24 protein-coding genes and 2 tRNA genes are annotated in these 25,350 nt (G+C 43.4%); 13 read left to right on the forward strand and 13 right to left on the reverse strand.

What is annotated here, in order from left to right:
• Positions 1–94: 94 nt before the first annotated feature.
• The gene (locus IQ263_RS04775; protein ID WP_194066415.1) at positions 95–1,417 is read left to right on the forward strand and encodes a serine hydrolase; all 1,323 of its coding nucleotides are present in this window, start codon (positions 95–97) and stop codon (positions 1,415–1,417) included.
• Positions 1,418–1,514: 97 nt separating this feature from the next.
• Here the strand turns inward: IQ263_RS04775 and IQ263_RS04780 are convergent, their stop codons facing one another.
• The 6 genes from IQ263_RS04780 to IQ263_RS04805 form a co-directional block, all read right to left on the reverse strand.
• Positions 1,515–1,988: an SMI1/KNR4 family protein gene (locus IQ263_RS04780; RefSeq protein ID WP_194066416.1), complete on the reverse strand. Its 474-nt coding sequence runs from the start codon at positions 1,986–1,988 to the stop codon at positions 1,515–1,517.
• A 167-nt stretch (positions 1,989–2,155) separates the two neighbouring features.
• Positions 2,156–2,545, reverse strand: coding sequence for a deaminase domain-containing protein (locus IQ263_RS04785; RefSeq protein WP_194066417.1), 390 nt, complete (start codon positions 2,543–2,545; stop codon positions 2,156–2,158).
• 335 nt (positions 2,546–2,880) lie between these two features.
• A complete protein-coding gene (locus IQ263_RS04790) occupies positions 2,881–3,252 on the reverse strand; it encodes a DUF4342 domain-containing protein (protein ID WP_194066418.1) in 372 nt (123 codons plus the stop codon).
• A gap of 288 nt (positions 3,253–3,540) precedes the next feature.
• Positions 3,541–5,016, reverse strand: a complete 1,476-nt coding sequence (glgA, locus tag IQ263_RS04795; protein WP_194066419.1) for a glycogen synthase GlgA — start codon at positions 5,014–5,016, stop codon at positions 3,541–3,543.
• Positions 5,017–5,290: 274 nt separating this feature from the next.
• Positions 5,291–5,590: a hypothetical protein gene (locus tag IQ263_RS04800; protein WP_194066420.1), complete on the reverse strand. Its 300-nt coding sequence runs from the start codon at positions 5,588–5,590 to the stop codon at positions 5,291–5,293.
• The gene (locus IQ263_RS04805; protein WP_194066421.1) at positions 5,587–5,769 is read right to left on the reverse strand and encodes a hypothetical protein; all 183 of its coding nucleotides are present in this window, start codon (positions 5,767–5,769) and stop codon (positions 5,587–5,589) included. The genes IQ263_RS04800 and IQ263_RS04805 overlap by 4 nt, the downstream gene beginning before the upstream one ends.
• 262 nt (positions 5,770–6,031) lie before the next feature.
• On the opposite strand from IQ263_RS04805, the gene IQ263_RS04810 reads away from it, so the two are divergent.
• From IQ263_RS04810 to IQ263_RS04830, 5 genes are all read left to right on the forward strand, one after another.
• Positions 6,032–7,528 (forward strand): glycosyl hydrolase family 57, encoded by a 1,497-nt coding sequence (locus tag IQ263_RS04810; RefSeq protein WP_194066422.1) that lies wholly within the window; start codon positions 6,032–6,034, stop codon positions 7,526–7,528.
• A gap of 556 nt (positions 7,529–8,084) precedes the next feature.
• On the forward strand, positions 8,085–8,438 hold the full coding sequence (locus tag IQ263_RS04815) for a hypothetical protein (RefSeq protein WP_194066423.1): 354 nt from the start codon (positions 8,085–8,087) through the stop codon (positions 8,436–8,438).
• A gap of 225 nt (positions 8,439–8,663) precedes the next feature.
• Positions 8,664–9,338, forward strand: a complete 675-nt coding sequence (locus tag IQ263_RS04820) for a WD40 repeat domain-containing protein (RefSeq protein WP_194066424.1) — start codon at positions 8,664–8,666, stop codon at positions 9,336–9,338.
• Positions 9,339–9,575: 237 nt separating this feature from the next.
• The gene (locus tag IQ263_RS04825; protein ID WP_194066425.1) at positions 9,576–11,054 is read left to right on the forward strand and encodes a nidogen-like domain-containing protein; all 1,479 of its coding nucleotides are present in this window, start codon (positions 9,576–9,578) and stop codon (positions 11,052–11,054) included.
• Positions 11,054–12,379: an O-antigen ligase family protein gene (locus IQ263_RS04830; RefSeq protein ID WP_194066426.1), complete on the forward strand. Its 1,326-nt coding sequence runs from the start codon at positions 11,054–11,056 to the stop codon at positions 12,377–12,379. Before IQ263_RS04825 ends, IQ263_RS04830 begins: the two co-directional genes overlap by 1 nt.
• A 20-nt stretch (positions 12,380–12,399) precedes the next feature.
• On the opposite strand, the gene IQ263_RS04835 is transcribed toward IQ263_RS04830, so the two are convergent.
• Together IQ263_RS04835 and IQ263_RS04840 are read right to left on the reverse strand one after the other, a co-directional pair.
• Complete coding sequence (locus tag IQ263_RS04835; RefSeq protein WP_194066427.1) at positions 12,400–12,699, reverse strand: hypothetical protein; 300 nt, start codon at positions 12,697–12,699, stop codon at positions 12,400–12,402.
• A 49-nt stretch (positions 12,700–12,748) separates the two neighbouring features.
• On the reverse strand, positions 12,749–13,360 hold the full coding sequence (locus tag IQ263_RS04840) for a DNA-3-methyladenine glycosylase (RefSeq protein WP_194066466.1): 612 nt from the start codon (positions 13,358–13,360) through the stop codon (positions 12,749–12,751).
• Positions 13,361–13,381: 21 nt separating this feature from the next.
• On the opposite strand from IQ263_RS04840, the gene IQ263_RS29155 reads away from it, so the two are divergent.
• The gene (locus IQ263_RS29155) at positions 13,382–13,504 is read left to right on the forward strand and encodes a hypothetical protein (protein ID WP_096830678.1); all 123 of its coding nucleotides are present in this window, start codon (positions 13,382–13,384) and stop codon (positions 13,502–13,504) included.
• Between the two features lie 298 nt (positions 13,505–13,802).
• On the opposite strand, the gene IQ263_RS04845 is transcribed toward IQ263_RS29155, so the two are convergent.
• Together IQ263_RS04845 and IQ263_RS29160 are read right to left on the reverse strand one after the other, a co-directional pair.
• Complete coding sequence (locus IQ263_RS04845; RefSeq protein WP_194066428.1) at positions 13,803–14,321, reverse strand: pentapeptide repeat-containing protein; 519 nt, start codon at positions 14,319–14,321, stop codon at positions 13,803–13,805.
• 101 nt (positions 14,322–14,422) lie between these two features.
• On the reverse strand, positions 14,423–14,551 hold the full coding sequence (locus IQ263_RS29160; protein WP_255515811.1) for a hypothetical protein: 129 nt from the start codon (positions 14,549–14,551) through the stop codon (positions 14,423–14,425).
• A 282-nt stretch (positions 14,552–14,833) separates the two neighbouring features.
• Here IQ263_RS29160 and IQ263_RS04850 point away from each other — a divergent pair, with 282 nt between their 5' ends.
• Both IQ263_RS04850 and IQ263_RS04855 read left to right on the forward strand, forming a co-directional pair.
• Positions 14,834–15,337: a hypothetical protein gene (locus IQ263_RS04850; protein ID WP_194066429.1), complete on the forward strand. Its 504-nt coding sequence runs from the start codon at positions 14,834–14,836 to the stop codon at positions 15,335–15,337.
• A 101-nt stretch (positions 15,338–15,438) separates the two neighbouring features.
• Positions 15,439–15,681 carry a translation initiation factor gene (locus IQ263_RS04855; RefSeq protein WP_194066430.1) on the forward strand — a complete coding sequence of 81 codons (243 nt, stop codon included), beginning with the start codon at positions 15,439–15,441 and terminating at the stop codon, positions 15,679–15,681.
• Positions 15,682–15,773: 92 nt separating this feature from the next.
• On the opposite strand, the gene IQ263_RS04860 is transcribed toward IQ263_RS04855, so the two are convergent.
• Both IQ263_RS04860 and IQ263_RS04865 read right to left on the reverse strand, forming a co-directional pair.
• Positions 15,774–15,858, reverse strand: a tRNA-Ser gene (locus IQ263_RS04860).
• Positions 15,859–15,906: 48 nt separating this feature from the next.
• A tRNA-Arg gene (locus IQ263_RS04865) sits at positions 15,907–15,979 on the reverse strand.
• Positions 15,980–16,333: 354 nt separating this feature from the next.
• Between IQ263_RS04865 and IQ263_RS04870 the strand changes: the two genes are divergently transcribed.
• The 4 genes from IQ263_RS04870 (at position 16,334) to IQ263_RS04885 (ending at position 23,888) form a co-directional block, all read left to right on the forward strand.
• The gene (locus IQ263_RS04870) at positions 16,334–19,198 is read left to right on the forward strand and encodes a hybrid sensor histidine kinase/response regulator (RefSeq protein WP_194066431.1); all 2,865 of its coding nucleotides are present in this window, start codon (positions 16,334–16,336) and stop codon (positions 19,196–19,198) included.
• Positions 19,191–20,627 (forward strand): hybrid sensor histidine kinase/response regulator, encoded by a 1,437-nt coding sequence (locus IQ263_RS04875; protein ID WP_194066432.1) that lies wholly within the window; start codon positions 19,191–19,193, stop codon positions 20,625–20,627. Before IQ263_RS04870 ends, IQ263_RS04875 begins: the two co-directional genes overlap by 8 nt.
• A gap of 262 nt (positions 20,628–20,889) precedes the next feature.
• Complete coding sequence (locus IQ263_RS04880; protein WP_194008229.1) at positions 20,890–21,285, forward strand: response regulator; 396 nt, start codon at positions 20,890–20,892, stop codon at positions 21,283–21,285.
• The gene (locus IQ263_RS04885) at positions 21,282–23,888 is read left to right on the forward strand and encodes a PAS domain S-box protein (protein ID WP_194066433.1); all 2,607 of its coding nucleotides are present in this window, start codon (positions 21,282–21,284) and stop codon (positions 23,886–23,888) included. The genes IQ263_RS04880 and IQ263_RS04885 overlap by 4 nt, the downstream gene beginning before the upstream one ends.
• A 281-nt stretch (positions 23,889–24,169) precedes the next feature.
• Here the strand turns inward: IQ263_RS04885 and IQ263_RS04890 are convergent, their stop codons facing one another.
• Entirely contained in the window at positions 24,170–25,258 is a 1,089-nt protein-coding gene (locus IQ263_RS04890) for a response regulator (RefSeq protein WP_194066434.1), read from the reverse strand.
• Between the last annotated feature and the right edge of the window lie 92 nt (positions 25,259–25,350).

Consider the following 25,350-nt stretch of genomic DNA (forward strand, 5'->3'; position numbering starts at 1 on the left):
ACTGTATGATGCTAGGTGGTTTGCGTCGAAAGCGGTTGAGAACGCTGTTCTGGCCGTTGTTTCGTTGCAGCCGTTCAACTCTTTCTCTTTAAATATGACTCCAAAACTGCGATGGCTGTTGCCTTCTTTAATTAGTGTTTTGTCGATCGCCCTGCCTGTCAAAGCTGATACACTAACATCATGGCACTTCGATGCCAGCCAAAATCAACTAAACTTAACCACGGATTCAGGCGTTCAACCCCAAGTTCAACTTATTGCCAATCCCACCCGTTTAGTAATTGATTTACCGGGAATTGTCTTGGAATATCCCGAAAGTCCTCAAAGCTACAACTCAGCTATTCAACAAATTAGAATCGGGCAATTTGATAGCGAAACTACCAGATTAGTGATACAATTAACTCCCGGTTATCAGTTAGATCCGCAAAAAGTCCGAGTTATTAGAGAATCTGCAACCCGCTGGTCGTTTCAGTTGCCGAATCCAGAGCAAATCTCCGGCAACGAGTCTTTTCCACCAACAGCTATTACCCAGGTAGAACAAAAACCACGTCAAGTTTCGCCTACTGTTGCTTCAGGAATTGAGAGAAACCATGGCGCTGATTTGGAGATGCGAACCGGTTTGGAAATGAGCGCAATTAAGCCTCAGATTGAAAGTGCGATCGCCCAATACAGATCCCTGAGTGCCGGAATGTTTTTTCTGGATTTAGATACAGGAGAATATTTGGATATCAAAGGCGATCGAGTATTTCCGGCGGCGAGTACAATTAAATTGCCAATTTTAATTGCATTTTATCAAGATGTAGACGCGGGCAAAGTTAGCCTGGACGAAACATTAATTATGAAGTCGGACTTAGTGGCCAGCGGTTCTGGAACCATGCAGGACGAACCAGATAACACTCGGTTTAGCATCAGAGAAACCGTAGATAAAATGATTACGATCAGCGATAATACAGCCACCAACATGATTATCGAACGTTTGGGAGGAATCGCTAAACTCAACGAACGTTTTCGCAGTTGGGGATTAACGGATACGAGAATTCGCAACTGGTTAGGCGATTTTCAAGGAACAAATACCACAAGTTCTGTGGATATGGTAAAGTTGCTAGCAATGCTGTCTCGCGAGAAATTAGTTTCGGAATCGAGTCGAGAACAAGCTTTAGAATTATTGCGGCGCACCACAACTAGAACGCTGCTACCTTCGGGTTTGGGGGCGGGAGCCGTGATTGCTGACAAAACCGGAGATATCGGTTTTGTGGTGGGCGATGCGGGGATTATTGATATGCCGAATGGCAAGCGTTATTTAGCCGCAATTTTTGTGAAACGTCCTTACAATGACCCAATTGTCAGAGATTTTGTGCGCCGAATTTCGCGGATTGTATACAATTATTTAGACCAGCCTGCGGCGAAAGCATCTAATTAAATCATTTCCTCTTCCTCTCATTCCCAGGCTAGGCCTGGGAATGAATACCAAGAGGCTCTGACTTCAGTAAGGTGAGATTCTGTTGTATGTGAAGTCATTACTTGCTAGCAACAGGCATCAAATACTTCGCATGAATTTCGACCTCTGTCACCAAAAAATCACTAAAACTTTGATGGCTTTTAATGAAATCAATTTGGTTAGTCCCTTCGCAATAAGAGTAAATCGGGGGATCTGCGCCTTCTGATAATCTAAAAAAGCTGAATTGATAGCCCTGGTGCATCAAGAAAATAAAGGCATCATCTGCTAAGGATTCAGGAAAGTTATTTTCATTTAATAACTCAACAGCCCACTCCTGAAGTTGAGGTAAATGATTCAAGAAACAGTCCGAACCCCGCAAGAATTTACCAGCACTACGCCCCATAGATAACAGAAATTCTTGATAGGCGAGGGGCAGAGAAATCCCCAACTGTTGCTGGATAGCCATTACCTCATCGGGGGTACAGCCTACAAGTTCATCTTGCCTTATGAGTTTTAGTTCTATCAGTTGTTGTTTAACTCGATCTAAGTACATAGCTACTACATCCTTTAAGTAATACCTCCGGGGCGCCCCGGAGTGTGTTGGCGATGGGAGCAATTCTTGGGAGGATTGCTCTTACAGATTTCCGAACCCTATTCAGCAACGCCAACCTTGAGATATTCCCACTTTAAAAATCTGGCTGTGCGTAGATTTTGCTGAGTTTACATTGTATGGTTTACCGTCAGTCTGATATTGGGAAACAGCCTACGAAATTGCTCGATTGCGTAACAACAGGAATCGCAGGGTTCTCTTTCCGTCCATAGATTTACGTTACCTTGAATCTCTGGTGTTTGAACATATCTCAATGCCACTTCCTCAAGAAGTTTGTATTCGCTGTCATAGCCTCGTGAATGTCCGGGCGCGACTTCAAAAGTCTTAAATAATGGCTCGTCTGGTAAACCAACTGTGCCGGGACGAGTCGATCGACCGCTGACGGCTATCAATTCCTCACTATCATTCCCAATCTGAAAGTCTGCAACAGCAATGTTTTTGTAGGCTGACACTCCTAGCTCTTCCCGTATTATATCGATACGAGTTATCCGTTCTGGCATAACTTTTTTTTAAATAAAGACAACTATATGGGGTAAAACTTTTCAGTAGCCCCATTTTATTTTAGCAAAGCGATCTGGGAAAAAAACTGAAACTAGCAGAATACTTCACCCTAAAAATTAGGGTATCTTCTGCTTCCTAGCCTCTGCCTCCGGTAAAATGAGACTCGAAACAGCGAAGCAGAGCCTCAAGATATGCGTTACTTTACTTTCGCAGATCGTAGTAACGAGAGTAATGCCATTACGCGACGAAAGAGCAATCCCCAACTCTGGGATTGCTCTCTCGTCGCGCAATTACAAATTAGATGATTTAAGGACTAATGACTGCGGACAAATGACTACTCTTTTCGCTCGACAGTTACAGTCAAATGAGCCACAACCGCCCCAACTGCGCCAAGTGCAGCAGCAATTGGAAAGACTACTGAGCCTGCAACGCCACCTACCAATCCCGCCATCAGCGGAATGTCTGCCAAAGTCCGTCCTTGCGAGTTTTTGATGACGAGGCGGCGCAGTTTTCCTTGCTGAATTAGTTCTTTGACTTTACCAATTAAACTGTCGGCGCTAATCTTAAACTCTTCTACTCTGACTTTTTCTTCGGTTGCAAATTCTGAGGCGAATAAAGGTGTTTCAACCGTTGGGTTTGCTGTATTGCCTGCCGCTACTGTTTCGTCTTGCAGAATAGTTACTTGTTGTTCTAGTTGTGAATTCATTTTTTGTAGGGCGGGCGAACACCAGCCGTTTAATTTCTATACTTCTATCTTGTACGATCGCACTTGAGTGCGACAGGCAAGAAAACCCTACAATCAACATTCGTACTTTCCACCCCCGCATTTTTACTCAAAACATTATCTCAGTTGACTGTTGACAGTTGACGCTTGAGGGCGGGCACGCACCATCCACCGCCCCTACCTGTTGACTGTTGACTAATGACTAATGACTAATGACTAATGACTAATAACTAATGACTAATGACTAATGACTACTGACTACTGACTAATTCATTTGTGTCGAATTAGCTCGTAAATTTCCACATAGTCTTTAGCTGGATATTTCCACGAATTATCGCAATTCATACCTTGAATTACGAGTTTTTCAAATTCATCACGATAGTCATACCACAATCCGATCGCCCGATCGAGCGCCGACTCTAAAGCGTAATAGTCGCTTTGGTAAAACACGTAACCGTTGCGCTCTTCGGGGAGATGGCTGGTGCCGTAATCGCGATCGAACACCGTATTCACCAAACCGCCCACACCTCGCACCACAGGAACAGTACCGTACCTCAACCCGATCATCTGAGTCAGCCCGCAGGGTTCGTAATTGCTCGGCACCACGATCATATCCGCACCCGCGTAAATTAAGTGCGACAGTTCCTCATTAAAACCAAGTTCCAAATGGCAGTCTGGATTGTCATTTAAAAACCATTTTTCGTGCTGAAAATGTGCGTTAATTCCTGCTTCCGTCGCCGAACCCAAAAGCACGAATTGCGCGCCTTTACTCAGAGAATAATAAATTGCGTGGTGGACGAGGTGAACGCCTTTTTGATCGTCCAAACGACCGATAAAGGTAATCATAGGCTTGTCAGCATCGCGCAATAAAAGCCGATCGCGCAAAGCCTTTTTAGTTTTGGCTTTTCCTGCCAGATCCTTTTCAGTATAGTGATGCGGAATATAGCGATCGCTCTCAGGATTCCATACATCATAATCAATGCCGTTGAGCACCCCGCGAAACTTATCTTGATATGTATGCAAAGTGTGGCCCAAACCGTAGCCGAACTCGCCGAGGTGAGCTTCCCAAGCGTGGTGCGGCGACACCGTGGTGACAAAGTTTGAGTAGACAATGCCCCCTTTCATAAAGTTAATGGCAAAGGGGTTAAAATTATCTCTGAGGCGATCGTACTGAAAATAATAATCATCTCGATTCAAACCCGTTGCCCGCAAAACCTCGCTACCGCCCATACCTTGATGTTTGAAATTGTGAATGGTATAGCAGACTCGCTGATTTTCCATCCAATTGTATTTGTAAACTTCAAACAGCATGACTGGAACCAAACCAGTTTGCCAATCGTGACAGTGAATCACATCCGGGCGCTTGTTGCTTCTGAGCAAAAATTCCAAAGCAGCTTTGCTGAAAAATGCAAACCGCATATTGTCATCATTGCAACCGTAATAACAGCCGCGGTTAAAAAAGTTATCTTGCGATCGAGGTTCAATGAAAAAACACAACACCCCGTGCACCCAGCCGCAGTAGACATCGCAAAGGATTTCGCCGTCGTACCAGGGCACGGCCAAATCCCGATAGGCCTCGTGCAGCCCCCAAATGTGGTCGTACCTCATGCAGTCGTACTTGGGCAGAATAATCTCGACGCAGTGGCCGGAATTCTGCAATTCTCGACTCAAACCGTAAACTACGTCGCCCAAACCCCCAGCTTTGATAACGGGGGCGCACTCTGAGGCAATTTGTACGATGTACATTTTTTTTGCTTACTCCTAGATTGAATCCAAAAATATTTTCTTAACTTGACAAAGTATATGATTTCTCGGCTCCTAAGCAAGTCGGCCATTGGGAATACAGGGAAAATACGCGCCGCGCTGCGAAAGTTGAGGCCGATTCGGTCGATCGCTGGCAATAACCTAACGCGGCAGGATACCATCAAGGCTAAGCTGCAAGCTCTCCTTCCAAGCACAAATCATCGGTTTAGCCAGTAAAAAATGCAGTAGCTCGATCGCAAATTCCGCAAAACATAACTCATTTTCTCGCATTTGTTAACTCAATCTTTTGAGCCAAATCGCCCTTTGTCTCCTCTCGTTCCGAATAGCGATCGAATAACTCACTCAAAGCTTCTTCTCCAGCAATCTCTCCATTACTGAAAAACTTCTCTACCTCCACCGAACCATCGCTCAAAAATTCAATTTCCCACCGTTCCCCAGGTACAGCCACAATTACCATCACAGCTTCATCCCGGTGATGGGCTAAACTGTAATCGATCGCCTGTTTTCCCAGCCTTTGCAAAAACAAAAGTATTCGGTCAAATTCATTACTTTTCATCGATCAAATCTCCGATCGCTCAACAACTTGCGAACCATACTAAAACCTAGAATATTATCTTCAACACCCCTTTTAATTTCCTCCCATATCATTTCGCTCAACTCTTCCCAACTTGGCGAATTTGCCGGAAATTGCGCTTGTTTTATACTACCTTTTTTACCTTTAAGAATCTCAGACACTTTCATGCCTGCAAATTTTTGTGCGATGTTTCTTCCTCCTGATCTTACCTAAATTTCTTCAAATAAACGCTCTGATAAAAAACTCCCTGTAACTATTTAACCCCACTGCAACGAATAAGACTCTTTCAGGCTCTTGCACCCAATAGAGCATATCGGTAATTAATAAACTTATTTTGGGTATGCATATTCTGCTAAAATTAAATTTTACAGCTATTTTAGCAATAGCAGACAGTACAGCTCCACAATTACTGAGGAAAGTCTTATGCCTGCGATCGCACAATCTCCCAACCTACCAATTTTAAACGAAATCAACTCAGGATTACCCAATATTTGCGGTTTTGAAGCAGAAATTAGCGCCGCAGCCCACAGCAACGAACCAGTCTTTCTACCTACCACAAATCTGCGCCTCGAAAATATTCAAGCCGGATTTGCCTGCGCCCTGCATATGCACCAACCCACAATTCCAGCCGGTGCAAACGGCGAACTAATCTGCAATTTGCAGAATATGTTTGAAAATCCTAACCAAGGAGACAATCACAACGCCGGAGTCTTTGCTTGGTGTTATTCCCGCATGGGCGAATTCATTCCCCAACTAATTGCCGAAGGCTGCAACCCGCGAATTATGCTCGATTATTCCGGCAATTTATTGTGGGGATTGCGCCAAATGGGACGCGATGATGTCCTCAACAATCTCAAGCGGATTACCTGCGATCCTCAATACCAACCTTACGTAGAATGGCTGGGGACAATGTGGAGTCATGCCGTCATTCCTTCAACTCCAATTCCCGACATTAAACTCCAAATACAAGCATGGCAACATCATTTTGCATCCATTTTTGGCATTGATGCCCTCAAGCGCGTCAAAGGTTTTTCGCCCCCAGAAATGCACTTTCCCAATCACCCAGATACGCTTTACGAATACATCAAAGCTTTGAAAGAATGCGGCTACCGCTGGCTGATGGTGCAGGAACATTCTGTAGAAAATCTCGACGGTTCGGGATTGTCTCAAGACCAAAAATACATTCCCAACCGTTTGCAAGCCCGGAATTCTCGCGGCGAAACCATCAGCATTACGGCTTTGATTAAAACCCAAGGTTCCGATACAAAGTTGGTCGGTCAAATGCAGCCGTATTACGAAGCTAAAGTCCGCCAAAAACAGCAAATTGGCAATGTCACAGTTCCTTCTTTAGTCACTCAGATTGCTGACGGCGAAAATGGCGGCGTGATGATGAATGAATTTCCCAGCGCTTTTATGAAAGCTTGGCACGAAAACCGGGAAGATGGCGGTGGCAAATCGGGTGTTGTCGGTTTAAATGGGACTGAATATTTGGAGATAATTGAGGCGGCGGGTGTTAATCCTGATGATTATCCGATTTGTCAGGGAGTCAACCAGCACAAAATCTGGCAGTTAGTCGATGCTGATAGTGCGACGCCGGAAAAGGTCGAAAGTGCGATCGCCCAACTCAAGCAAACAGACCATAATTTTCATATGGATGGTGCCTCTTGGACTAACGATTTAAGTTGGGTGAAAGGCTACGAAAACGTCTTGGAACCGATGAATCAACTCAGCGCAGCATTTCACCAAAAGTACGATCGGCTGGTGCAGCAAGATGCCGCCGTTACCAAGCAGTTTGAATACCAACAAGCTTTGCTTTACAACTTGTTGTTGCAAACAAGTTGTTTCCGCTATTGGGGACAGGGAACTTGGACTGATTATGCGCGGGAACTTTACAACTGCGGCGCTGCTTTAATGAAGTAGGAAAAGTTCGCAGTTGCGGTGTGGCGAAAAACCCGCAACTGCGAATTTTCCCAAATTTTACAAACAAATAATTCCAGTGCACGCGGATTTGATATCAACATTCCTGGACGCATGGGGGATCAGAAACCGGGTTTTTTTACAGAAATCCTTGATTGTAACCCGCAGATTCGGTAAAAAACCCGGTTTCTTTCGTCTGTGTGCGATACGTAAGTCTTGTTACGTAAGTGTTAAATTGACACAATTTCTCTCTTTTGTGAAGATTGTGTAGAGTTAGCTTGTGTACCAGAGTGCCAATTTCATTTCCAGCAGTCCTCTTGACGCTTTTGACAACAACCGATCCGAAATGCCGGAAGTCAGATTTTTTTATAAAGATTGTGTAAAATTAACTTGTTTGTAACAGAGAAATCTCTAGTTGATCCTAAGTTTCGGATGCAAGGAGAATTCCAAAAAGTTCCGTATAAACCCTGTATCCAGATCGAATAGTCATGCTAATTTTAGTCCATCAGTTCAAGTGTTAGTTGTGAACTCATTAATCAGGGAAATCCAAGGCATCGTTATGAAATACCGCGAAAAACATTACTGTGATAAATTTGACTGTCCTCACCCGCCCAAGCTAGCTTGTAATCAGTTTTGCACCAGTTGTAGTAAAACAATTGGACCTCATCGCAGCAGCGAACTGAAGTCAGAGTTTGTGCAGGTAACAAAGAAGGAACTTGCTCTTCAAGAACGCTTACCACCTCGTTCAAAGCTGAATTTAACCTACGGTTATCTGCCCAGCAGAGGGCAGAGTACGCCAGACGATTATTGGTCAAAACCTTCTTATACTTGGCCTGCTCCTGCCCCGAAGCAGAATAATCGTGAGCCTGTGTTGGGATATTACAAATATACATCATTACATAAGAATTGCTAATTAGTTTTTTACTGAATTTGAGATTATTTGTATTAGAACTTACAAAATTGCTTTGACGGCTGTGATAAACTACTTTGCAACTTATGAAACACACGAGAAAAGCCGAGACATGAAATATTTTTTCCTGTTTATGTTGGCTTTAATCCTTTCTGGGGTAATGGCATTAGGCTCTGTTTTACCTGGAGTTACCACGCACGAGGATAGGAAAATAGGAGGATAGCTGACTTGGATAGAGAAAACACGCCCTCAGTAAGTCCCTACTCTGTTAGTGGCGATCGCGAAGGTCAAGTTACTGTAACAGATACTGCATCTGGCGAAACGATCCGTACTTTTCAAATGGACCCTGGAGTTGTTGTCAGAGAAACATTTATTTTAGAGGGAGGCAAAACTGTTGCTGCTTCGCAGAAAGACCATGCTGTTTTCTGGGATTTGACAACAGGCGAAGAAATTCACCGCTTTCCCCAAAGAATTTATGGTTTTACTCCTGATGAAAGCAAGTTTTTTACTTATGAAGTTCCAGGCAAAGTATGTTTATATTCTTACCCAGATTTAACCTTTGTCTGCCAATTGTCACAGCACATGGGAGGTCTTGAATCTTTTCGTTTTTCGCCAGACGAGCGCTTTTTAGTCATTCGATCTATGACGGGATTTCCCTCAACCGATAAAAATTACCCAAGAAGAAATCATGTGACGCGAGGGTTTGTATCTACAAAACTGTTCAAGATTCAAGACTGTCAAGAAATTACCGAATTTTCGCGCCTAAATATCCGGGCAATTTGTGAGTTTTCTGCGGATTCTAGGTATTATGAAATACCGGAAAAATTTATAACCATGCTATCGCCCTTGAAAAAAGGTCGATGGCGATTCGATCTAACAACATATCAAATTGAAGAGTTCTAGTTACTAAGTCGTATTATCTTTTCAACAAAGAGAGGAAAAATGAAAGCTTATCAGCAAATTTGGAGTGTTTCCCTAAACGGAATAGGCATAGCTGTTGTAATTAACAATTTCTAGAGTATACCAGCTCTTGGCGCTACTCTTGGGCCTATTCAGTTTCCCGTCCTCATCAACAATACTCAAGTCGGTCAAGTTAAAGTTAAAGTTAATGACCAAGATGACCCTTACTTTGATGCACTTGTGGGTGAGTTTGAGGCGACAAGCCAAATCCGAGATTTAGAGAATCAGTATAAAGTTCGCTTCAATTGGTTTCAGATAATCACGCAGGATAGCGATCCCAAAAATGACTCTAACGGAAACTTACTGACTGCCCCATACATCGATCCTCCTAGAAATGGGTATGAGGATCTTTGGGCTGATGATAGACCTTGGTATTTAGATGAATTTTCCCAACCACCTAATGACCCTCGCTTTTGGGATCCAAGAGGGTTGCTAGACAATAATGTATTCGGCTCGCGACTAAGTTTTGAAGACAGCCCAGGAAATTACATTGGCGAGGAAACAGATTTTGCTACATTTCTCATAGCCAGCGATCCCCAAAACAAAATTTATGATTTTTTGGGTGGTTTTGAGTGGTCTAGCAGGGGTGTACCGCAAGGTGAAGAAGGAGCTTCAAAAATAGTTCGTTTGGAAAATAATGCAATATTTAAAGAAAGCTACAAACAGCAAATATTGAATGAATTTGGATACAGATGGCAGCCGATACTCCACTCCTCTGGCAGGTACTACACCGATCAACTCGGAGGTGCATTGGGCGGTCAGTTTTGTGGCGGTTTGGGTGGTGTGTTTGATAATGCACTTTGCGGTAGTATAGGAACATCCCCACCTGGATATAGACCAAACGACGACGGCTCCTTCGGGTCATATCCCTTGGGCTTTTCATTTAATTACTTCGGCCAAAGCTACAACAGTTTCTACATCAACAACAACGGCAATATTTCCTTTGGCAGACCAGTTAGTGCATACACGCCGAACCCTCTTCTGACAGAAAATATAGCCCCCCTAATTGCCCCTTACTGGGCTGATGTAGATACGCGCGGTACAGGTACTGTAGCAGTACGAACAGACATTCCCAACCAACTCATTGTCACCTGGGACAAAGTAGGATATTACTCACAGGAGACCGACAAATTAGCTTCTTTCCAGTTAGTGTTGCGCGGTTCCGATTACCCAGTTCCACCTAATGAAGGCAACGTCGGCTTCTTTTACAAAGATGTGCAGTGGGAAACAGGCTATGCTAGCGGTGGAACGGGTGGATTTGGCGGCACAGCAGCCGGCGTTGGCTTTAGCGATGGACTATCAACTGTCAATCCTGGTGAAATTTCGCTCCCATATTCCCAACAAGCAGGTATAAGTGAGTACGTCCGCAACAAGCATTTCTGGTTTAATTATCCCGAAACTGCCACTTGTAGCGGTGCTAGCGGTGGCGGTGGCTGCGCTCCGGCTCTCGCTAGGAACATTGCCAGCCAGCCTATGCTAATGTCTGGCATCGCTGGTAGCAACGCGCCATCAGCCAAAAATGCGTCCGGTAAAAACACCGAGGACGACGCACTCTCGGCAGAAGCAGTTCCCGAACCAACTACAGCATTAGGAACTTTATTAGCTCTAGCCGTATTGCCTGTAATTAAAAGACTCAAAAACAGGAAAAACAAAGAGTAATGAAAACCCTCTATACCATCCTGTTTGCCCTCAGCATCATCCTCATCAACCCTTGGGGAAACAGCCGGGGCCTCATCTGGACTTCCCCCAAAGTGTTCGTTATTTGGCTAATAGTAGGAGTCAATCTCGCTCTCTTGTGGGAACAAAGAAAAGCCCTAACCATTTCCCGAACATGGAAAATATCCCTAATACTTTGGACAATATTTCTATCAATCGGAGCTATCTCCACTCTACAAAGTCCCTTCCCTTTAACTTCTTTCTTCGGTCAAGACCAAATGGGAGACGGCTGGTTGTACTGGCTGTTAATCGCCGCCTTCACTCTCAGCAACAGCTTGCTCTTAACCGTACACCCGCAACTGATTAATTCCCAATTCCAAGGACTGCTAATTGGCGGCATCATTCTTTCTGTTAGTATCTTCCCCCAAATCATCGACTGGCGCATCGACTATACCGCCACAATGGGGCAAATTATCAGAGCTGATGTCCTAGCCAGTAGCATTTTTCAAGGACAGCAACCAATAGGATTGTACTCCCATCGCGGCCACGCAGCTATAGTTTTAGCATTAATAGTAATCACTGCTATTGTGGGATGGTTTTGGAGATTTACCACAACTAAATTAACTGCAATTACTTTAATTTTAACTGTTCCTGCACTGCTGCTAACTTCTACCCGAAGTGCTATTTTAGCTTTGATGGTTGCGAGTGTCTATTTGCTCAGAGGCAAATATTACAAAATCCTTGTAGCTATTGTTCCGATCGCCATAATCGCCATTGCCATCATGACTGTCACCAGACCGCTCGATTGGAGTAAACCGACCATCGCCCAAATCATGTCCAGCCGATCGCCCATGTGGACACTTTCAGCCCGTGGCATCAAAAAACGCCCGCTACTTGGATGGGGATTTGATGGTTTCGGCATTGCCTATCCCTACATCAGAAATCCTCAACTAACTCCGATTGTTATAAATTTAAATGAGTTTACTTACGACTATATTAACATAAAAGGTGAAATCAGCACCAGACAAATTCCTACTTACAAAGCTCACAATTGGATTCTGGATACTACTTTATCTGTTGGTATTTTGGGGCTGCTGGCTGGCATGGCACTTTGGGGATATTATGTATGTTTAGCGCTGAATTCGTCTCTTCGCGGTATTGAAGCTGTTGCTATTGCTTATCTGATTTTTATTTTCACTTGGTTCGACTGCGCTCAATACGCACATATTGCCTGGTGGACGATGAGTTTCGCTGGAGTTAAATCTGCTTCTTTTACTCGTTTTTATCGTTTCCGATCGCAGTCTGGGCAATGGGTAATTACTAATTAGCAATTACCCATTGCCCAATCTTACATTTCCTGCATCAGCCGCAAATAGTTTTGCCGCATCTGCGTCATATTTTCCATCATTCGATTAGCCATATCTTTCTCAACATCGCTCATTTGCTGCCAAAATAAGGCCGATCGCCTCGCCATGATAGCTTCTTCCCACAAAATCTCCAAAAGTTGCGCCGCCATCGGATTTTCAGCATCGATAATCGCGCACAATTGCTCGAAGGCTCGGTTCGCTTCGGTGTGAGTGTTGACATCCTGAACCAGGCTTAGGCATTTTTTGAGTTGTACGATCGGATTTTCAGAAGAGTAAGCCATAATTTCACTAAGATAAGCGACAAAATTTACAGTGATACCTTTGACATTACTAGAGTTTTGACACAGCCGTAGAGTTCCCTACATACCATCGCCAAGGTAAATCAATTCCTTGAGAAATCCCGATCCGCGTAGTTTGCACAAAATTTATTGTACCCTCCTCCACGGCTTGCTGAAATTGCTCGCTCCGGTGTTCCAACCGCAGCGGGTGGCCTGCATCTAAGGGAGAACCGCTGAAAGTTCGATCGATCTCCAGTACCTTACACAGTTTCCCAGGCCCGGCGGCGAGGCGCGATCGCTTTTTTTCGGGAATTCCAGCGAACCCCTTGGGAAGCACATCTAGCTGCAAAGCTCGAATCAACACACCGCTAGCAACCCCCTCTACATCCGTCACCACGTTAAAACAGTGATACATCCCGTAGATTAAGTAAACGTAGCAGATACCCGCAGGCCCGAACATCGCCTGATTGCGAGGAGTGCGCTGGCGGTAAGCGTGACAAGCAGGATCTCCCGGGGCGTAAGCTTCGGTTTCGACAATAATTCCTCGAATTTCTTCGCCATCAGGAAATTGTCGCACCAAAGCACAGCCCAGCAAATCTGGCGCTACGCCCGTAGACGGGCGCGCCAGCCAAAAATCTTCTACAATCTGAGTATTTTCGCTCACTAAATCAGGAGACACTCAATTATGGACGTTAAGTTAGTTTTAGCAGTCTTGACAGCAGTTTTCACCGTTTGCTGTTTGTTCTTCGGTACAAAAAACGGATTCTACGATAGCGACAAGTATCACGGTAACGGTTCTGCTCACTAATTTTAGGCGACTGTTAGTTGTTTAAAAAAAAACCGCTGTCTGTTATTGAGATGGCGGTTTTTTTTGATGAACCACAGAGGCCGCAGAGGACACAGAGATTGATGAGAAAACACAGAGCTCAAAGATTGACAAAAATTTCACAAATGATTGTGGGGCTGATGTTTGTTATTGAGATGGCGGTTTTTTTTTGATGAACCACAGAGGCCGCAGAGGACGCAGAGATTGAGAAAACAGAGAACTCAAAGATTGACAAGTATTTCACACATGATTGTGGGGCTGATTGCTATGTTTGCTTTTATTAAGGGTGAATGTTCCCATCGGGCATTTTAGTGCCCTGCAATTTAGTATTCTCGAAATCGGCGCATCCCGGCAGATTTAAACGAATTGTAGCTCCTCGGTCTGTTGATTTCATGTTCAAACCAACTGTGGCATTTTCTGGGTTATTCTTTTCGGGAACAGCACTGACCTTAAAATCCATATTTGCTGCTTGACCATTAGTATCAAGATTGAAACTTATGCCGCTACAGCCTAAATCTGCTCCGGTGAGGTTGGCTTTATTCAAGTTAGCATTTTTGAGGTTGGCATTCGCCAATTTTGCTCCTGATAAGTTAGCACCTTCTAGGTTGGCTCCCTGCAAGTTAAATCCTTGTAAGTCCATTGCTTTTAAGTTGACATTGCTGAGATTGCATTCGGGACACTGTTTGGTTTCGAGCAATTGCTTGACTAGGTTTTGTTGCTTAAAATCAGGTATGTATTTGGTCGCAGCTAATAAAACTGCGATCGACAATCCAACGGTAACTATATTTTTGGTTTTCATAAAAACTCATAAAAGCTGCGGCGGCTTTCTATTGCGGTTAATTATTAATACAAGAGTGCGATCGGCATCTCCAGAATTTCTACGAAAAAATTGCCTCGATATCAGACAAGCTCGGAGGTGCAATTAAACACTGCGGGAGTGATAAATCCCGCTTCTTTTCCTTCGCCAGTGCTGCTTTGGGTTTCCGGCTCGCCTCCGTCGGCTTCACTTGGCTCGCTTTGTGGCCGCAAACGGATTTTTTTTTGAGCAGAGGGCGTGCATTTGCATATACCTGCGGACTGAAATCAAAGAAACTTTATTTATATCCCTGGAGTGAGCCGATCTTAGACAGATGTGAAGATGATTAAACAGAAAGGAAATACTTTACCTGCGCTGTTGGAAGTTCTCGGCAACTAATTTTGGCAAAATTGCTGCGATCGATGAATTTACTTAAAAAACCGTTGGCAGCAGCTCAGGTTTCCCAACCTAGCCAAAACACACCCTATCTGTAATCCCGATAATTCGGAGCGGCAATGAACACAATCAAACCCGAACCCAGAAGATCGCGCTTCATGGCTCTGCTGCTGACAACGCTACTGACATTTCCGCTTTTGAATGCTTGCGGTTCTAGCCAGCAAAGTTCCACCCCTCCGCCGACCGTTGACGACACTCGTGCTGGAGGAGTACAAACTAATCGCGGCCAGACTCCTTTGCCACAAGCAAACAAAGGCTTGAACAATGCTCAAAAAGTAGGGATTACTTTAGTAGGAGCAGCAGCTCTTTATTACCTCTACCGCCAGCACCAAAACAAGCAAGAACAGGGGCCGCAGGGAAAGTATTACCTTTCTAAAAACGGTCGCGTTTACTACCGCGATGCCCAGAATCGCGCTCACTGGGTAACGCCCCCGCCTGAAGGAATTACAGTTCCTGAGTCCGAGGCGGCGCGTTACCGCGAATTCCAGGGGTACAACAACCAAACTAGCGGCCGAGACCTCAGAAGCTTGCCGGAAGCTACAAGTCCTGTTCCGGCACAGTAGCCTCATCATTTGAGATGGTCACTGCCGCGATTTTTAATTAAATCTGGTATTCCAAATCTAAAACACCAGTTTTTCAACCCATAAAACAGAGGAATTTTATCATGGTAGACGGATTTTTCCGCAAGTTAAAAGATGCGATCGTCGGGCCAGACAGCGAGCAAGTCGATCCTGATGCCAATTATGACGATCGCGCAAATCCCGGACAGTTCGGCAACGTGCGTCCGGCCAGCGAAGACCCCTACGGCGACCCGGCCGACAACGTAGCGGATGCCGGACAGTTCGGCAACGTGCGTCCGGCCAGCGAAGACCCCTACGGCGACCCGGCCGATGAGGAAGTTGTTTGAGTTGAATTAGTTCGCTAGAAATTTTACCTGGTAAGCAACAGCACTCCTGCGGGGGTGTTTTTTTTGGCTGTTCTTTTGCTAGTTCTCAAAAACGGAGAAGGTGGGATTTGAACCCACGGAACCTTGCGGTTCACCTGATTTCAAGTCAGGCGCATTCGACCACTCTGCCACCTCTCCGAGCGTATAATTAACCTGAAACCCTTACTCAACACAAGACATATAAAATGAGCACGGAGGGATTTGAACCCCCGACCCTCAGGACCGGAACCTGATGCTCTATCCACTGAGCTACGTGCCCTCGACTTTTGCCATCATAACACGTCTTGCCGAAAATGGCTAGTGGATCAACCAAATTCGATCGCCAGTCTCCAAACCCCTCACTCCCTAGGGAACTCGCCCACAGAGGGCGCATCAGCCAGTTATCGAAGCCAGAGACTGCAAATTTTGCCTATATCGTCAATAATTACGACAATAGGTAAAATAATATACTCTCATATAGCAAAGATTAGGTTCGCATTCGATCGCCGTTAAACATCTACCACACCTAATATAGCCCCCATGAATTCCCTCTAGCTCATCGGGGATGGCGCTGCTGTCAAGACAAACTCTGCAAGGACGCTTCTAGGCTAAGTTCACCAAACCTCTAAATCTGATGATTTCTAAAATTTTAGACAAATTACCGCTGCGAACAGTTCTGATAGTTCCATTTGTACTGCAAATCGTCGGAGCAGTGGGACTCGTAGGATATTTGTCTTTTAAAAACGGACAAAAAGCAGTTAACAACCTAGCCACTCAGTTAATGAGCGAGGTGAGTTTGCGTGTCGAGCAAAACCTGCAAGTTTACCTGAGAACTCCCCATCAAATCAATCAAAGCAAGCTCGATACAGTGAAGATCGGGTTTTTAAGAATGGATGATTTGTCAAAATGGGAGAAATATCTTTGGCGGCAAGTAAAACTATATCCCTATATCAATTTTACTGCCGTTGGCAACGAAAAGGGAGATTATCGATCCGGAGAACAACTTTCTAACGGCTCCCGAACGATGAATGCGATCGAGAAATCTACTGGAGGAAATTTTTATTCTTACAATACTAATGATACGGGCGATCGCACTACCATAGTAACAGTTATTAAGAATATTGACAGTAGACAACATTCTTCCTACAAAGTTGCCGTAAAAGAAGGCAAGCCGACATGGAGTCCGGTTTACGTTTCCTTCCTAGAGCCGACATTAATTATCAGCGCTGTCCAAGCTGTATACAGCGAAAAAAATCAGCTAGAAGGAGTATTGATTGCTGCTTTGCGTATCGACTATATAGGCAGATTTCTCAACAGTCTAAAAATTGGAAAATCGGGACAAGCCTTTATTATCGATCGCCAAGGTAATTTGTTAGCAACTTCTACCACAGAAAAACCATTTCGCACTAGCGGTAAGGAAAAAAAGATATTTAAAGTAAAAGAAAGTAGTAACCCTCTTACTCAAGCTACAGCCAAATATTTAACTACACAATTTAAACAATTAAATATTAAAAAAACGGAATTATTAAAATTTGAAATAAATGGCAAGCGACAATTTTTAAAAGTCCTGCCATTCCAAGACGGCAAAGGCTTAGACTGGCTGATTGTAGTAGTAGTTCCCGAAGCAGATTTTACCGAAGAAATCGATGCCAATACCCGTCTGACGATTTTGCTTTGTTTCGCAGCTTTAGTAGTAGCTGTATCCATTGGTATTCAAACTTCTCGCTGGGTAACAAATCCTATTTTGCGCTTAAATACAGCAGCCAAAAATATTGCTAAAGGTGAATGGGATAAAACAGTAGAAAGTCAACGATCCGACGAATTGGGGGAATTAGCCCAGTCCTTTAACAGCATGGCTCAACAACTGCAACAATCTTTTGAAACTTTAGAACAGCGAGTGCGAGAGCGGACTGCTGAATTGGCTGTAGCTAAGGACAAAGCCGAAGTAGCAAATCAAGCTAAAAGCACCTTTCTGGCTAACATGAGTCACGAATTGCGATCGCCACTCAATGCAATTCTCGGCTTTTCCCAACTGATGACTCGCAGCCAAAATCTATCCCCAGAACATCAAGAAAATATTAGCATAATTAGTAGCAGCGGAGAACACCTCCTCACCCTGATTAATAACGTACTCGATTTATCTAAAATTGAATCGGGGCGCACCACCCTCAATCCCAAAAAATTTGACCTCTATCAACTGCTAAACGACTTGGAAGATATGTTTCAGCTTAAAGCAGATGACAAGCACTTACAGCTAGTTTTCGAGCGCAGTCCCGACGTGCCGCAATATGTAGAAACTGACGAGTTGAAATTGCGGCAAATCTTAATCAATCTGCTCAACAACGCTCTAAAATTCACAAATGAAGGCGGCGTTGCGGTCAGAGTTAGCAAGCAATCATCCGACACAAATAACAAGAGAGAAGGCGAAAGCATTGATATTTCATTATCCTCAGAAAATAACGAAATTTTCGCACCTAATAGTTATGAAACCAACCAAAATAAATATTCAGAAAACCCGATTTATGCAACCACAGATAACGGTTTAGGTTCTACCTCTTCCTTATTTCTTCATTTTGAAGTCAAAGATACTGGCCTAGGTATTGAGGCCAATGAATTAGACAATCTTTTTGAAGCTTTCGTGCAAACCCAATCAGGCAAAGATTCGCAAGAAGGTACAGGTTTGGGATTACCAATCAGCCGCAAATTTGTGGAATTAATGGGCGGTGAAATGAGCGTCAGTTCGGCTGTAGGGGAGGGAACTAATTTTAAGTTTGATATTCAAGTGATTGCGGTCGATGCGACTGATATTGAAAGTCAAAAGCCTACCCGCCATGTGATTGCACTCGCACCCAATCAACACCCTTATCGAATTTTAATTGTAGACGATAAACCGCTCAACCGCCAACTGTTAATCAAACTTCTTCATCCTCTAAATTTTCAACTAAAAGAAGCTACTAACGGTGAAGAAGCTATTGAGCTTTGGGACTCTTGGGAACCCCATTTAATTTGGATGGATATGAGAATGCCAGTGATGGACGGTTACGAAGCAACAAAACACATTAAAGGCACGATTAAAGGTCAAGCTACTGCTGTTATTGCGCTGACAGCGAGCGTTTTGGAGGAAGAACGGGCAGTTATTTTGTCGGCTGGCTGCGATGCTTTTATGCGGAAACCTTTCCGGGAAGCCGATATTTTTGATGCTATGCACAAACATATCGGAGTGCGCTATATTTATGAAGATCCGGGTCAAGCTAATTTATCGGCAATCCCAGAGCGCGATCGCGAAATGATTGAGGCTGATTTCGTAAAATTGCCTGAGTCGCTAGTAGCGGATTTAAAGCTCGCCATACTGAATGTAGATATGGATTTAATTGAAATATCCATCGAGCAAATTCGAGAAAAGGATACAGTAACCGCTAGTGCGATCGCCCATTGTATAGAAAATTTCGAGTACGACAAAGTTTTAAAGTTAATCTCTCAAGCAGAATCACATGAATAACAACATTCCTAGCACCGATCGCGGTAATATTTTAGTAGTTGACGACACCCCAGCTAATTTGCGGCTGCTAGCTGGAATTTTGAACGGTAAGGGCTATAAAGTCCGCCCCGTACCTAACGGTGAATTAGCGCTTTCTGCTGCAAAAGGTATGCCTCCCGATTTGATTTTGTTGGATATTATGATGCCCGAAATGAACGGGTATGAAGTTTGCGAAAAAATCAAAGCAGACGAACGCACTCGCGACATTCCGGTGATTTTTATTAGCGCGATTAATGACGTACTAGATAAAGTAAAAGCCTTTGCTGTTGGAGGGGTAGACTATATTACCAAGCCCTTTCAAATGGAAGAGGTTCTAGTCAGGGTAGAAACCCATTTAGCAATGTGCCACTTGCAAAAAAAACTCCAAGAGAAAAACGATCAACTGACAGTCACTTTAGACGAACTGCAAGCAACTCAGCATCAATTAGTTCAATCAGAAAAAATGGCCGCATTAGGGCAACTGATTGCCGGTATTGCTCACGAAATCAATACACCACTGGGCGCAATTCGATCGTCTATTGGCAATATTACCAACTTTTTGGATAACAATCTCGAAAGTTTACCAGTTTTTTTTAAAGAACTGTCAGCCGAACGCCAGCACGATTTTTTAAGTTTGATGTACAGTGCCCGCCAACAAAATTACTCTTTATCTACGCGAGAAAAACGGGAATTAAAAAGAGGCGTAAAGCAGCAACTAGACTCCGAACAAATTGATAATGCTGACAGTCTTGCTAACATTTTAGTAAATATTGGATTGCAGGGAAACTTGGACAAATTCTTGCCATTGCTGAAAGATCCTAAAAGCGAAAATATCATCAAAACCGCCTACGATTTTGCTAGCATTCACAGAAGCGCCAAAACCATAGCTACCGCTACAGAACGCGCTGCTAAAGTCGTTTTTGCCCTGAAACATTATGCGCGTTACGATGTCAATGGCGAAAAAATACAGGTGAATATTACGGATGGAATTGAAACTGTATTGACTCTTTATCAAAACCAACTCAAGCAGGGTGTGGAGACAGTCAGAAACTATCAAGCTGAATTGCCTATGGTATTTTGTTATTCCGACGAGCTCAATCAAGTTTGGACAAATTTAATTCACAATGCCTTACAAGCGATGGACAATCAAGGAACTTTAACAATTGAGATCCAGCAGCAAGATACCAACGTTGTAGTAAAAATCACGGACAGTGGAAAGGGGATTACACCGGAGATTTTACCGAGAATTTTTGAGCCTTTTTTTACTACTAAACCTGCTGGAGAAGGCAGCGGGTTAGGATTGGATATCGTTGATAAAATAATTAAAAAACATCAGGGTAAAATTGATGTAAAGTCTGTGCCAGGGCAAACAGAATTTATAGTGTCTGTACCGATAAATTTAATGGAGTAGTTGACACTCCCCAGATATCTATAGGATTTATCAAAAAGGTGAGATTTTAGATTATTCGACTTATTTCGACTATGCGAGCGTACAATTTTTAGATTGAGGGATTGAGGGATTGAGCGATTGATTGGTCAATACTTCATATTTTGCTCTAACTACTATATCTGGGGCTAAAAATTGGCAGTCTACCCCGCAGAATGTAGAATTTAGACAACGATGTGCTTACAGGTCGGGGTTCACTCAGCCAGACTAAAGGAGGAAACTAGCGATGTCTAAACCAGCAATTTTGTGTGTTGACGATGAAGTAGCGGTGTTGGAAAGTCTGGAAATTGAACTGCAACAGGCATTTAACGGTAAATATCTGTGCGAATTTGCTGAAAGTGCAGCAGAAGCGTTGGAAATTATTGAAGAGCTATGTGAAAATGAGGTTAACATTCTAGTGATTGTCTCGGATTGGTTGATGCCCGGAATGAAAGGAGATGAGTTGCTGATTGCAATTCATCACAAATATCCGCAAATCGTGACAGTTATGCTAACGGGACAAGCAGATAAAGAAGCAATCGAACGCACAAAAGCTCAAGCCAATCTTCATGCTTTCATACAAAAGCCTTGGAAAAATCAAGAATTAATTGAAGCAATTAAGTCTGGTCTAGCAAATTTATGAAAAAGCCAGTCATTATTTGTGTTGATGATGAGCAGACTATACTCGATAGTCTGGAAATAGACTTGCTCAAAGCCTTTGAAGATAAATATTTAATTGAAACGGCCCAAAGTGGCGAAGAAGCTTTAGAGTTGCTATCCGAACTTTTAGCAGAACAGTATGAAGTTCCTTTGGTTATTTCCGATCATATTATGCCGAATATGAAAGGAGACGAGCTATTGAGGAGCGTTCATGCCATTTCGCCGAAAACTCTCAAAATTATGCTGACGGGGCAGGCAGATTTGGAGGCGGTAGCCAATGCTATTAACTATGCTAAGTTATACCGCTACATAGCTAAACCTTGGCAATCTGATGATTTAAAATTAACGGTCACTGAGGCGATTTATAGATATTTTCAAGACAAACAATTAGCTGAAAAGCAAATAGAACTTCAGGAGATGAATCAGGAGTTGGCCAGATTAAACCGCAAGCAGGCGATGCTGATTTCCAAACTCCACGAAAACGAAAGTCGGTTGACGCAATATCTTGAAGCCATGCCGCTGGGCGTGTGCGTGCTGGATGCTAACGGTCAATCTTTTTATGCAAATCAGAAGGCGCGGGAAGTTTTTGGTAAAGGCACGGTGCCGCATATTAATTCGGAGCAGAAAGCGGCAATTTATCAATTTTATAAAGCCGGAACTAATGAGAGATGTCCTGTGGAAGAGTTGCCAATTATGCAGGCGCTCCGGGGCGAAACAGTGCGGACTGAGGGTGTAGAAATTAGGACTGGAAATAAGATTATTCCGGTGGAGAGTTGGGCGACTCCTATTTATGATTCTATTGGCGATATTTGCTACGGGATTATTGCTTTTACTGATATTACAGAACGCAAGCAAGCTGAAACAGCGCTGGTGCAAGCTGAAGAGAAGTATCGCCAGATATTTAAAAATGCTCTTGAAGGTATTTTTCAGACTGCACCGGGGGGAAAATTGCTCAGCGCTAATCCTGCTCTGGCTCAAATTTACGGCTATGATTCCCCTGAAGAATTGATCGCAAGTGTTAATGATATTCAGCGGGAATTCTACGTGCAACCGCATCGCCGTCAAGAGTTTTTGGCGCTGATGGAAAAGTACGGTAGCGTGTCTGAGTTTGAGTCGGAAGTTTATCGCCTAGATGGTAGTGTTATCTGGATTTCTGAGGACGCACGCACTGTTTTTGATGCTAGCGGTGATGTGCTTTACTATCAAGGTTTTGCTGAGGATATTACTTTGCGAAGACTGGTAGATGTGGAACGACTCAAGTTTACAAATGATTTAGAAAAAGCTTTGGTAGCTCAAGAAAAGTTAAATGGAGCGCTGTTAGAAAGTGAAAATCGGCTGACTCAATTGCTGGAAGCAGTGCCGGTGGGTATATTTGTGATAGATAATGTCGGAAAACCTTGCTATATGAATTCTTGGGCTGAAAAAATATTTGGCAAAGGCTTGGTTTCTGATGTTGTTCCTAGCAATTTGTCGGCAGTTTATCAAATTTATTGTGCTGGAAGCAATGAGCTGTATCCGGAGGATCTCCAACCGATTGTACGGGCGCTGCGGGGGGAAGTGGTGCACGTTGACGATGCGGAAATTCACGGCCCTGAGAAGATTGTGCCGATCGAGGTTTGGGCGACTCCAATCTACGACGAACGGAAAAACATAGTTTACGCGATCGCGGTTTTTCAAGATATCACAGAGCGTCAAGAGGTAGAAACCGAGCGGCAAAAATTCACAAACGAGCTCGAAAAAGCTTTAGCAGCGGAAGAAAATTTAACAGATGCTTACGGGCGGTTTGTGCCGCACCAATTTCTCCACTTTCTGGGATATGAAAGTATTCTGGACGTAAAATTAGGCGATCAAGTACAGAAAGAAATGTCGGTGCTGTTTTCAGATATTCGCGATTTTACTACTCTTTCTGAAACTATGAATCCTGAAGAAAATTTTCAATTTATTAATGCTTATTTGTCGCGGATGGAACCAGTAATTACTGAAAATTTTGGGTTTATTGATAAATACATTGGCGATGCGATTATGGCGTTGTTTAATGGCAGTGCGGACGATGCTGTGAAAGCTGGAATTGGTATGTTAGAACAGCTTAACGAGTACAATGTCAGCCGTCATCAACCCGATCGCCCGCCGCTGCAAATTGGCATTGGCATCAATACCGGTTCTTTGATGTTAGGTACGGTTGGCGGCCAAAGTCGGATGGACAGCACGGTGATTAGCGATGCAGTAAATTTAGCTTCCCGCGTGGAAGACTTGACGAAAGAGTATGGAGTTTCGATGTTAATTACTCACAATACTTTTATACAGTTGAACGATATTTATGATTTTAGATTGATCGATCGCGTTACAGTGAAAGGTAAGTCGCAATTGGTAACAGTTTATGAAATATTCACGGGAGATCCGCCGGAGGTGCGACAAAAAAAATTAGATACAAAGACAATCTTTGAGGAAGGTTTAGTATTGTACAATAATAATAGGTTTGTCGAAGCGAGAAGATTGTTTTCGCAGTGCAAACAAATCAACCATGAGGATAAGGTAGCTAAAATTTATATGCAGCGATGTGTGAAACGGGCGATATATTCTATATAAAATTATTTAAAATTTTTGACTGCGGTGTGAGCGCTAACGTCGAAGGATTTGAGATTGAAAAAATGAGAATGAATAAAAAAAGTTGTAACAATAATAAAGAATTTTTGCAAAAAGTCTACTGATTGCGTAAGAGTTGGGAACTATATCATGTCCGGCTGAACACCATAACAAATACGGTTGCACTCATACATGATGCTAACTGTTAACTGTTAACTATTAATTTACTACTCCGAGGAAGAGAGGATTTGATATGAATCGATAGGACAGGATATAATTGTTTTTTAGATGGGCAGGGAAACGCAAACAATTGTTTCTTGCTGCGGTAAACTTTCTATTTTAAATCCTCCTCCGTGCAATTCTGCAAGGCGTTGAACTATGGCTAAGCCCAATCCCAAACCTGCTTGTTGGTAAAGTTTGCGATCGAACTGTCTGTAAGCTTCTAGCTGTGCAATGCGATCGGGAGTCAGACCGCGTCCTTGGTCTTGTACAGAGAGAATAAACGTCCGATCTTCGACAAAAGTGCTTAAAAAAACTGGAGTTCCTTCTACAGAAAATTTGAAGGCATTGTCGAGCAGTTCCTCAACAATTTTTGTGAGTTTTATAGAATCGATAGCAACTGACGAATCTTGCAAATTTAAGTGTAAGTCGTCGGTTCTATTCACTTGTTTTGCTTGCTGCCGTGCTTTTTCAGTCAGCAAAGATTTGACGCAGCTAAATTCGCTGCTACGCATCTCTTTTAGCTGTTCGGGATTGGTGGCAGCTATTTCCAGTTCTGCATAGAGCAAAACGTTCTGAATCAGCCTATACAAGCGATGACCGGAAGTGTTAATTTGACCGATCATTTCTAATATTTCTGCTTTTTCAAAAACTTGATATTCGGATAAAATTAGCTCAGAAAAACCCAGAATGGCATTCAAAGGAGTCCGCAATTCGTGGGGAAGAGACATACTAATATTAGTCCGCAATTCGTCTAGGGTTTTTTGAGACTGCTTGCTAATGGTTTTATATTTTTCAAGTCGAATAGCAATTGCTTTTAGCAGTTCTTGCGGCGTACAAGGCTTAGTAATGTAATCGTCTGCTCCCAGTTCCATGCCCGTGCGAATGTCATTTTTATCGGCTTTGGCTGTGAGGAAAATAAATGGAATTGTGGCAGTTAGGGGTTCGGAGCGCAAGGCTTTGAGGACGGCGTGACCGTCTATTTCCGGCATCATCATGTCGCACAAAATTAAATCTGGGATTTGGGCGATCGCCAATTTGATGCCGGCTCGGCCGTTGGTGGCTCCAATTCCTTGAAAATTCTCGGCTTCAAGTAAATCTAAAATATTTTCTCTAATCGATTCTTCGTCTTCTATTACCAAAATTTTTGCCACGGTCGTTACTCCTTTTGATTAATAATTGGTTGGAAAATTTTGCTTTCCGAACCTTGATAATTTTGTTATTCTTGGATAAAATTTAGGTGAGT

This window comes from Tychonema sp. LEGE 06208 (assembly GCF_015207505.1).
In the GTDB taxonomy this organism is placed as follows: Bacteria; Cyanobacteriota; Cyanobacteriia; order Cyanobacteriales; family Microcoleaceae; genus Microcoleus.

What these genes read in the sequence shown, in the direction of transcription:
- IQ263_RS04875 (WP_194066432.1), top strand. Translation starts at nt 19,191, where the DNA reads ATGAATAACAACATTCCTAGCACCGATCGCGGTAATATTTTAGTAGTT.
- IQ263_RS04835 (WP_194066427.1), bottom strand. Translation starts at nt 12,699, where the DNA reads ATGGCTTACTCTTCTGAAAATCCGATCGTACAACTCAAAAAATGCCTA.
- IQ263_RS04870 (WP_194066431.1), top strand. Translation starts at nt 16,334, where the DNA reads ATGATTTCTAAAATTTTAGACAAATTACCGCTGCGAACAGTTCTGATA.
- IQ263_RS04815 (WP_194066423.1), top strand. Translation starts at nt 8,085, where the DNA reads ATGAAATACCGCGAAAAACATTACTGTGATAAATTTGACTGTCCTCAC.
- IQ263_RS04785 (WP_194066417.1), bottom strand. Translation starts at nt 2,545, where the DNA reads ATGCCAGAACGGATAACTCGTATCGATATAATACGGGAAGAGCTAGGA.
- IQ263_RS04845 (WP_194066428.1), bottom strand. Translation starts at nt 14,321, where the DNA reads ATGAAAACCAAAAATATAGTTACCGTTGGATTGTCGATCGCAGTTTTA.
- IQ263_RS04810 (WP_194066422.1), top strand. Translation starts at nt 6,032, where the DNA reads ATGCCTGCGATCGCACAATCTCCCAACCTACCAATTTTAAACGAAATC.
- IQ263_RS04855 (WP_194066430.1), top strand. Translation starts at nt 15,439, where the DNA reads ATGGTAGACGGATTTTTCCGCAAGTTAAAAGATGCGATCGTCGGGCCA.
- IQ263_RS04780 (WP_194066416.1), bottom strand. Translation starts at nt 1,988, where the DNA reads ATGTACTTAGATCGAGTTAAACAACAACTGATAGAACTAAAACTCATA.
- IQ263_RS04885 (WP_194066433.1), top strand. Translation starts at nt 21,282, where the DNA reads ATGAAAAAGCCAGTCATTATTTGTGTTGATGATGAGCAGACTATACTC.
- glgA (WP_194066419.1), bottom strand. Translation starts at nt 5,016, where the DNA reads ATGTACATCGTACAAATTGCCTCAGAGTGCGCCCCCGTTATCAAAGCT.
- IQ263_RS04880 (WP_194008229.1), top strand. Translation starts at nt 20,890, where the DNA reads ATGTCTAAACCAGCAATTTTGTGTGTTGACGATGAAGTAGCGGTGTTG.
- IQ263_RS04800 (WP_194066420.1), bottom strand. Translation starts at nt 5,590, where the DNA reads ATGAAAAGTAATGAATTTGACCGAATACTTTTGTTTTTGCAAAGGCTG.
- IQ263_RS29155 (WP_096830678.1), top strand. Translation starts at nt 13,382, where the DNA reads ATGGACGTTAAGTTAGTTTTAGCAGTCTTGACAGCAGTTTTCACCGTT.
- IQ263_RS04790 (WP_194066418.1), bottom strand. Translation starts at nt 3,252, where the DNA reads ATGAATTCACAACTAGAACAACAAGTAACTATTCTGCAAGACGAAACA.
- IQ263_RS04775 (WP_194066415.1), top strand. Translation starts at nt 95, where the DNA reads ATGACTCCAAAACTGCGATGGCTGTTGCCTTCTTTAATTAGTGTTTTG.
- IQ263_RS04830 (WP_194066426.1), top strand. Translation starts at nt 11,054, where the DNA reads ATGAAAACCCTCTATACCATCCTGTTTGCCCTCAGCATCATCCTCATC.
- IQ263_RS04850 (WP_194066429.1), top strand. Translation starts at nt 14,834, where the DNA reads ATGAACACAATCAAACCCGAACCCAGAAGATCGCGCTTCATGGCTCTG.